9 protein-coding genes are annotated in these 8,090 nt (G+C 42.6%); 3 read left to right on the top strand and 6 right to left on the bottom strand.

Annotation, left to right across the window (positions count from 1 at the left end; genetic code table 11):
* The first annotated feature begins 194 nt into the window (after positions 1-194).
* Positions 195-446: a YgjV family protein gene (locus R8N46_RS06570; RefSeq protein ID WP_005376619.1), complete on the top strand. Its 252-nt coding sequence runs from the start codon at positions 195-197 to the stop codon at positions 444-446.
* Positions 447-534: 88 nt separating this feature from the next.
* On the opposite strand, the gene R8N46_RS06565 is transcribed toward R8N46_RS06570, so the two are convergent.
* Together R8N46_RS06565 and R8N46_RS06560 are read right to left on the bottom strand one after the other, a co-directional pair.
* Positions 535-816 carry a DUF2218 domain-containing protein gene (locus tag R8N46_RS06565; protein WP_005376622.1) on the bottom strand — a complete coding sequence of 94 codons (282 nt, stop codon included), beginning with the start codon at positions 814-816 and terminating at the stop codon, positions 535-537.
* A gap of 41 nt (positions 817-857) precedes the next feature.
* Positions 858-2,864, bottom strand: coding sequence for a TonB-dependent siderophore receptor (locus R8N46_RS06560; protein ID WP_005382608.1), 2,007 nt, complete (start codon positions 2,862-2,864; stop codon positions 858-860).
* A 116-nt stretch (positions 2,865-2,980) separates the two neighbouring features.
* On the opposite strand from R8N46_RS06560, the gene R8N46_RS06555 reads away from it, so the two are divergent.
* Together R8N46_RS06555 and cueR are read left to right on the top strand one after the other, a co-directional pair.
* Positions 2,981-3,949, top strand: coding sequence for a helix-turn-helix domain-containing protein (locus R8N46_RS06555; protein ID WP_005382609.1), 969 nt, complete (start codon positions 2,981-2,983; stop codon positions 3,947-3,949).
* Positions 3,950-4,036: 87 nt separating this feature from the next.
* Complete coding sequence (gene cueR, locus R8N46_RS06550; protein WP_005376627.1) at positions 4,037-4,423, top strand: Cu(I)-responsive transcriptional regulator; 387 nt, start codon at positions 4,037-4,039, stop codon at positions 4,421-4,423.
* A gap of 42 nt (positions 4,424-4,465) precedes the next feature.
* Here the strand turns inward: cueR and vctC are convergent, their stop codons facing one another.
* Genes vctC through R8N46_RS06530 form a run of 4 tightly spaced genes read right to left on the bottom strand, consistent with a single transcriptional unit; the run spans position 4,466 to position 8,033 of the window.
* On the bottom strand, positions 4,466-5,221 hold the full coding sequence (gene vctC, locus R8N46_RS06545) for an iron chelate ABC transporter ATP-binding protein VctC (protein ID WP_017635379.1): 756 nt from the start codon (positions 5,219-5,221) through the stop codon (positions 4,466-4,468).
* Between the two features lie 2 nt (positions 5,222-5,223).
* On the bottom strand, positions 5,224-6,174 hold the full coding sequence (gene vctG, locus R8N46_RS06540; RefSeq protein WP_005376631.1) for an iron chelate uptake ABC transporter permease subunit VctG: 951 nt from the start codon (positions 6,172-6,174) through the stop codon (positions 5,224-5,226).
* Positions 6,167-7,102 carry an iron chelate uptake ABC transporter permease subunit VctD gene (vctD, locus tag R8N46_RS06535; protein WP_017820306.1) on the bottom strand — a complete coding sequence of 312 codons (936 nt, stop codon included), beginning with the start codon at positions 7,100-7,102 and terminating at the stop codon, positions 6,167-6,169. Before vctD ends, vctG begins: the two co-directional genes overlap by 8 nt.
* A gap of 22 nt (positions 7,103-7,124) precedes the next feature.
* Positions 7,125-8,033, bottom strand: coding sequence for a siderophore ABC transporter substrate-binding protein (locus R8N46_RS06530; protein WP_115386596.1), 909 nt, complete (start codon positions 8,031-8,033; stop codon positions 7,125-7,127).
* Between the last annotated feature and the right edge of the window lie 57 nt (positions 8,034-8,090).

Below are 8,090 nucleotides of genomic sequence, written 5' to 3'. Positions count from 1 at the left end.
TCCAGTCCTAAACGTTTGCGTAATCGCTAACCTTCTCTTAACCTTGATTTGAGGCTTTTATCACGGTTTTTCCATTGATATAGTGCGTCCATACAACAAAAAAAGACCATTCGAGGCATGGAGCTTCCTCATTAATCTCAAGATGAGAAGAATTGGTACCGACAAAATTCGGCAGATTTTAAGAGGGTCAAAAAATGGACATGAATATGGTTGAGATTTTAGGTTATGCAGCTTCAATCATGGTCGCTATTTCGCTAACTATGAAAGATATTGTTAAGCTTCGTATCCTTAACTTTATTGGTTGTGCGCTATTTACCGCTTACGGACTAATGATTGATTCTTGGCCTGTAGTACTAACTAACGGTTTTATAGCTTGCGTTAACATCTACTTCCTAGCAAAAATGCAGCAGGAAAAAAAAAGCCTAGAGCCTGAGAAAGCGCAATAGCATTCAAACAATAAAAGCCCGCAAATCATAAGATTGCGGGCTTTTGCTTTTAACATTCCCTTTCTATCACAGCATCCTTAAACGAGCGCTAACGAACCCAGCTAAGTGCTAATGTTTCTCGACGAGAAAACATGTCCACATGCGATGAAATGATCGCCTTAACCGTATTCAGTTTCTCTTCTGAATCCGCCTCACAGGTTATAGTTAGGCTAGATGCACAAAGGTTAAACTCCGCTTTTCCCGTCGGAAATGTCACCAAACCGCTATTTTCATTCCAAGTAGCAGGAACCTTTCGTCCAAAATGCCGACAAAGCGTCACTAAGTATTTGTCAGCGTGTTCACTATCTATTCGGGTGCTTTCTTTAATCATGAACTTACTCGTTACTTTGAAACGTCCTATGAAGAACCTTGTTAGAATTGATAAGCTGCAGAGAGCTTGAAATTGCGACCCGGCTCGTAGTCATCAAGCGTGAAGCCACGTGCAGTACCCGAACGAGACGCATGAGAGCTGTACAACTCGTCAAATACATTATCAATACCAAAGGTCACCGACAGTCCATCAATATCAGACGGCACCCATTGAGCGTATAGATTATGCACATCATAACTTGCTTTCTTTGGCTGACCATCAAAGACGTTGTCTTCCTCTAGAACAAACATTGAGTTCCACCCGAAGATCGTTTCTAAAGCGTCTGACTGGTAATCCAAAGTTAGAGCAATGCTATCACCCATATCAATGCTACGCCCATTGCCCCCAGCAACAGGACCACCAGTATTCTTGTTTTTGGTGTCCGACTTAGAGTAAGAAAGTTTGCTGTTAAACTTGTCGTAACCATAAGAAGCACTTGCCTCAAAGCCTTTAATCTCAACATCACCTAAGTTGTAAATCAGGTAAGTTTGAGTCGCGTTTTGGTACTGGTCTGCAATGTAATCATCAATTTCCGTTTGGAATACCGTAATATTCGCCCCAAAGAAATGCTTATCAAAGGTTTTATCAAAACGAACACCACCCTGCGTGTTCAATCCCGTTTCTGGCTTTAGCCCATCCTCTAAAAATGCAACGTCTTGGTAAGCAATAAAGGTTTCCATTAGCTCTGGACCTTTAAATAGAGAACGTGCACTCGCAAACAACGTCCAATCTTGAGTCACCGCCCACTCTGCAGCTAGAGCCCAAGTCACATCATCATAATTACTGGTTCCTGTCTCAGCTTTGCGTTTGTAATCATCAAAGCGCATACCTGCGGTAATAAAGAAGGCATCAGAGAAGAAGAACTGATCTTCTACAAACAGTGCGGTTGAAATCGCCGATTCGTCCATAAACTTACGACTACCGTAGTAACTCGAAGACGTTTTATCCATGTAGTCGAAGCCATAAGTGACTCGATTATCAAACTCACCTAACATAACATCTGACTGGAATTTTCCATTCAAACCAAAGTTTTGGTTTTTGGCGGTGTTCTTTGATAAACGGTTCGAGGGCCAACGAGGGGCCATCACCGTTTCGTCACGTTTAATTTCTGTCTCGGTATTATAAAGAGTGACGTTTCCTTGGTGTTGTTCGCCTCGCAACTCGTAACTCAAAGTAACGGTATCGCGGTCATAATCCGTAGGGATAAGTAACTTGCTCGACAGGCTATTATTTGCACTACCAGACATATCAGGACGCGGACTGTAATCTCCACTGTCTCGGTACATGTCATAAGAGAGCTCAAAACGATGGATGTCATTTAGTTCATACCCCAGCTTAGCCAGAATGTTGTAAACATCACCTGCAGCACCATAGGTTTTATTGCCATCACCATCTTCAAAATCATCACGCGTAACGTAATGGCCATAGACCATCGCATCAATGTTTTCGGACAAAAGTCCGTACAGTGTCAACGAACCTTGTTGGTTGTCGTTGGATGCATAGCCGCCATAAACACGCGCACCAAACTTTTCATCGTAACGAAGTAAGTCACGAGCGTCTTTCGTTTCAAAGTAGACCGAACCGCCTAACCCGTTTTGAGTCACAGAGTTATTACCTACCTGAATGTCCGCAGATTTGAGAATGTCAGGGTTCAACGTCAAGTTACCAATATGATGGAACATGCTCGCATGCTGAGAAGCACCGTCAAGACGAATGTCCAAATCGGTTTCGCTCAAACCACGAATCGTAATACGTTGATTCACAGAGTGTGTGCCACCAACATCCACACCGGGAATATCGCGCAGTAAATCAGACATATGATCCGCTTGCTTCAGTGACATGTCGTCCGCAAACATCGACTCAGTGTTGCTGGAAACTTTCGTTCCCCATACAACGACCTCTTCAAAATGTGACTCAGTATCTTGAGCTAAAACAGGGGTTGATAGCGCCATTCCCACTGCAAGGCAAAGGCTTGAAAGCTTGATAGGTGAACAAGCAGGGCTTTCCATAACTTAATTCCTAAATATTAATGATAATAATTCTCAGGTATAATAAGCATGAGTTTTATAAATACAAAGGCGATTCGGTTATGCGAAATCGCACAAGTGTTATGAGGAAGTGTCAAATGCAGGAAGTCACAACAAAACGAACTAAAATTGCCAAGATAGCTTTAACCCAAAGACTAGAGGCGACAGAGAAACAATGGATTGTCACGCAAGGCCAACCTTGTCAAACTCAACTGGCCGAAGGTAAGTTCCTATCATATCAGTACAATGATCAAATTTTTGTTCATGGCGGGCGTTGTCTAGAACTTATTGATTCGAATATTGTTTCTACTGCACACGCCTCACTGCTGGTCACTATTCTTTTAGAAGGTAGACTCTCGTTTGGCTACGACGATTTGCAATTTGATTTAGACGCGAGCGACGGCCCTAAGGGTGTAGTGGTGAACTTACTCAAACCTGCAAATTTTCGTCGTTCACTGCTCAAAGATAACCTCATTAATAAGATCAACATATTGGTTAAGCCCCAATGGCTAGAGGCCCGCCTTGAGCAAAATTGTAGTCATCGAGCCTTTTTTAACTCTCATCAGGCGTTTCAACAGTTGGAGCCTAACCAGACGCTATGCGAGCTGGCCGAAACGTTAACAAATAGAGAAACACCGCAAGAGTTCCAAGAAAAGCTAGAGGTCGAAAGCTTGATCTATCAAATATTACATCAAGCCACCAAGCAAATTCCTAAGAATTTCAGTGCTAAAAACAGCAGTATTGAACGACACATTGATGGTCGAATTGAGGATATTGTCAGCTATATTGAAACTCACCTTGATCAAGAACTACGCTTGGAAAAGTTGGCGAGCCAATTCTCAATGAGTGTTTCAAACCTACAGCGTCGATTTAAACAATCACTTAATATGACCATAAACGGCTACATTCGTTTTCGACGTCTTGAGATTGCTAGGCAACATTTGGAACGTGGCCTAGTGACGATAACAGAAGCCGCCTATGAAGCCGGATACCACCACCCTTCTAACTTCACTTATGCCTTTAAAAAGGCATTTGGTGTGCCACCACATGAAGTGATTAAAGAGTAAGGAGACTCTAGGTAACTGACTGTTATTTAGGAGTGTCTTATCCACAACATCGGTATATACTCGCCTTAAACGTTATGGAGGTTAAACATGAATATTGGTGCCGTCGCGAAGCTCACTGGGCTTTCATCTAAGTCGATTCGATTATATGAAGACAAAGGGATCATATCTCCACCAGCGCGTAGCGACTCTGGCTATCGCGAATATTCAGATAATCATATTCAAGAGCTTAACTTGGTATCACGCGCAAAAAGCGCAGGCTTTTCGTTGCAAGAATGCAAAGAGTTCGTACAACTTGCTCATAACCCCAACCGCAAAAGTAGCGAAGTAAAAGCAAGAACCATGGACAAACTGAGAGAGGTTGAAGAAAAAATTGCACACCTCATGGAGATCAAAACGCAACTTGAAGGTTGGGTTTCTTCTTGTCCTGGAGATGCAGAGAGCCGATGCCCAATCATAGACGAGCTCACCAAGTAAGCCCGCCTATCTATTGATCTCGTTAAAAACGAACTAGCTCGCTTAATGATAGGTACACATGCGCTTACCGTTTAACTCTATGATGTTAAATGGCGTTTCGTAGATGTCCTCTAGCGTAGACGCTTGAATAACCTCTTCAACCGCACCACTCGCCACAACCTTGCCTTTCTTAAGCGCCAATATGACATCTGAGTAACACGCCGCGAAATTAATATCATGAATCACGACCACCATGGCTTTATTCATGTCATGGGCTAACTGCTGCACAACTTTCATGATCTGAAGAGAGTGTTTGATATCTAAGTTATTAAGAGGCTCATCAAGAAAGACATAATCTGTATCTTGTGCAATCACCATAGCAATAAATGCAAGCTGTCGCTGACCACCACTTAATTCATCCAAGTATTTGTCTTGAATATCTTGCAAATCTAAGTAGTCGATTGCTTGTTCTATGACCTCATGATCTTCTTTAGTCAGATTTCCTTTAGAGTATGGGAAACGACCAAAAGAGACTAACTCTTTTACGGTAAACCGCATTGTAATCGAGTTAGCTTGGCGAAGTACTGCCAGTTTTTTCGCTAGCTCTTTTGTGTCCCATTCCGCGATTTCCTTGCAATCAATGATAACACTACCGCCATCTCGCTCCGTTAAGCGCGAGGCCATAGATAACAGCGTGCTCTTTCCCGCGCCATTTGGACCGATAATCGATGTTACCTTGCCCTTTTCAAACTGAGTATTGGCCTCGTCTACGACTTTGTTTGAACCGAAAGCCTTCGTTAATTTATCTATTACTATCATATTTATACAACTTTGTTTTTCAGCAGCAGGTATAAGAAATACGCACCGCCGATAAAGTTAATTACGACACTCAACGTCGTCTCAAAACTAAACACGTTTTCGATTATCCATTGCCCAGCAAGTAGTGAACTTATGGATAGAAACGAACATCCGACCAATAGCGTTTTATGTTGGTAACTTCGGAACATTTCCCGGCTTAAGTTGGTCACTAGTAAACCAAAGAACATGATTGGCCCTACCAAAGCCGTAGAAATAGCAATCAAAACCGCCGAGATAATAAACACATTTCTCGTCACTTTAGGTACATCAACACCCAAACTTTTCGCATTGTCTTGGTCGAGCCAAAACACATCTAAAGTGCGATGCATCCTAAACAACAACCAACATGCAAACATCAAAGCCGGAGCACTAAAGTAAACCAAGTTCACTTTGACATTATTGAAACTGGCGTACAGTTTCGACTGAACAATTGCATATGTGTTTGGGTCCATCAGCAAAGAAAAGAATGACGCCGCATTGGAAAATAGCTGACCAAAGATCAAGCCGACCAATAGCAACGTAATCAAGTTCTTGCTGCCTTTTGAAAAGTAAAACCCAAACAGCAGTAGCGAAAACGACACCATTACAATTACTGCAATCGCGAAATTGACGTACAAGTTAAGAACTAAGGTACTCAACCCACCAAAAATCAACACGATCAAAATTTGGGTTAACACATACAGCGCATCAAAACCCATGATACTTGGCGTTAAAATTCGGTTGTGCGTAATGGTTTGAAATACAAGTGAAGACTGAGCAATGGCCACACCCGCTAGCACTATCGCCAATACTTTAGGAACTCTACGAGACAAAAAATATTGGTAGTTGTCAGCCGTTAGCCCAATACCAATAAACAGACACGCGAAAAGAATCGCAATGCCACCTAGCAGCAGGATTTTCGTTGAATCACGCATGTTGCTTACCTCGCAACAACATTGCGATGAATACCACGCCACCCAATATGCTAATCACGATAGAGATTGGCATTTCATGAGGGAAAATAATTAAACGACTCACCAAATCGCAACACAACACTAAAATGGCCCCATACATGGCCGTAAGCGGAATGTTCTTTTTGAGGTTATCGCCATAAAAGTGACTCACGAGATTCGGTACAATCAGCCCTAAGAATGGCAACTGGCCAACAATCATCACGACACTTGCTGACATGATGGACACCAATAGCACGCCAATCGTCACAACCTGCTGATAATTCAAACCCAAGTTAATCGCGAAATCTTTTCCGATACCTACGGCAGAGATCCTTGCGGCAAAAAGATAGCTGAGGATAACCATTGGTACCGCGATGTACAGCAGTTCAAAATCACCACGCAAGATGTTGGCGAAGTTTGCGACTGTCCAAGCATTCAGACTTTGAAGTGCATCATATTTGTAAGCGATAAACGTAGTCATGGATTGGATGACATTGCCGAAAATAATCCCGACAAGTGGCACAAAAACCACGCTCTTAAATTGAATGCGCTGAATAAAGAAAACAAACGCCAGCGTCCCAAATACCGAGATGCCGAACACGAGCCAAAGGTGATTATCATTACCAAAGAAAACCACGCTCAGTACATAGCCCAGCATGGCACATTCGATCGTACCAGTTGTAGAAGGTGCCGCAAATCGGTTCTGGCTGATTTGCTGCATGACAAGACCCGCAATACTCAAGCCAGCACCAGCAAGCAATATGGCAAATAAACGTGGTATACGGCTGGTAAAGAAAAGTTCTAATGCTTTCTCATCACCTGAAAAGAGTTGTTGGGGTGTCATGTTTGCCACCCCAACAAATAACGAAACCGTGCTTAAAACCACAAGGGTTAGCAATAACTTCTTCAAAGTTAACCTCTGCTATCTTGGATTAAAGTTCAACGGTTTGCTTAATCTCACTGACCATTTTTTCTGTTGCTGTCACACCAGACATCGACAAGTACCAAGCGTCCACATCTAAATAGGTGATTTTATGATTTTTATATGCCGCAGTCGCTTTGACTAAGTCGTTATCCATGGATTTACGAATATCGTTATCCGGCGTACCTGTCAGAGAATTTCGGTCAACCACGAGGATATTTTTCGGGTTAGCTTCACGAATAAACTCATAAGAAATGACATCTCCGTGAGTGCCCGTTTTCACATGCTCAACCGTTTCCAAGAAGCCAAAGTCGTTATAAATGACGCCAAATCGCGACTGGGCACCAAACGCGCTGATGTTGTCACCCATGCTTAAAATCGTTAATGCATCATTTTTGTTCGATTGGTTGTAGTCACGGATTACTTTGAATTGAGCATCTAGCGCTTCAATTTTCTGCTCTACTTTTTCTTCGATATTGAAGATCTTACCAATATTGCGCCATTGCGCTTGCGTGCCTTCCCAATAGCCTTGGTTCTCTTTCGCCGCAAAAACAACTGTAGGGGCAATTTCACTCAGCTCTTCATATTTCGCAGACGCTCGCGGACCAACCAAAATCAAATCCGGTTTTTGCATGTAGATGGTTTCAAAATCAGGTTCAAACAAACTACCCGCAGAGGTGTAGTTATCTTTGCTGTATTTTGAAAGGTAACTAGGAAGATTAGAAGAGTTAGATACTGCAACAGGATCGATACCAAAGTTGTCCAGCGCATCTAGCGGGCCAAAGCCAATCACAACCACACGCTCTGGGGATTGTTCTAGCTCTGTTTGACCCATGTAGTGGTCAATCACAACTTTAGCAGCAAAAGAAGGAGAAACAGTAAATAACGACAGCATAGCCGCACCGACGAATTTTTTCATTTTGTTAAGCCTTAATGAGATCTATTATCATACGCGTTCGCAATATAACGCTACTCT

It is taken from the genome of Vibrio sp. 1874, from assembly GCF_033344395.1.
Taxonomy (GTDB): domain Bacteria; phylum Pseudomonadota; class Gammaproteobacteria; order Enterobacterales; family Vibrionaceae; genus Vibrio; species Vibrio alginolyticus.
Note: the sequence above shows the minus strand (reverse complement) of the source record. Positions and strands in the feature narration are given on the sequence as shown.